This window comes from Stenotrophomonas sp. YIM B06876 (genome assembly GCF_030711595.1).
Taxonomy (GTDB): domain Bacteria; phylum Pseudomonadota; class Gammaproteobacteria; order Xanthomonadales; family Xanthomonadaceae; genus Stenotrophomonas.
In genome coordinates this window covers 1-292 of sequence record NZ_JAUJUJ010000442.1, presented here as the reverse complement: position 1 = coordinate 292, position 292 = coordinate 1, and the positions used below count along the sequence as shown (strand labels likewise).

Here is a 292-nt window from a genome sequence, read left to right as displayed (position 1 = left end):
GAGCTGCAGTGCATCACCAGCCCCTCGGTGTCGAAGGCCTTGGCCGGGGGCGGGCGCTGCGGGGCGAAGTGCAGTTCGCCGTACACGTCGTCTTCGATCAGTGGCACCTGGTGCCGGGCCAGCAGCGCGACCAGTTCGCGCTTCTTGTCCTCGGGCATCAGGCTGCCGAGCGGGTTCTGGAAGCTGGGCATGAGCCAGCAGGCCTTGACAGTGTGGCGCGCCAGCGCCTCGGCCAGCGCGGCCAGGTCGATGCCGCTCTGCGGGTGCGTGGCGACCTCCACGGCCTGCAGGT

General features: G+C 70.2%; 1 protein-coding gene. It reads right to left on the bottom strand.

Translation table 11 applies throughout. From position 1 onward, the window contains the following. Nucleotides 1–292, bottom strand: a 292-nt coding sequence (locus QZH66_RS17830) for an aminotransferase class I/II-fold pyridoxal phosphate-dependent enzyme (protein WP_305807146.1), incomplete at both ends; no start/stop codon positions are given.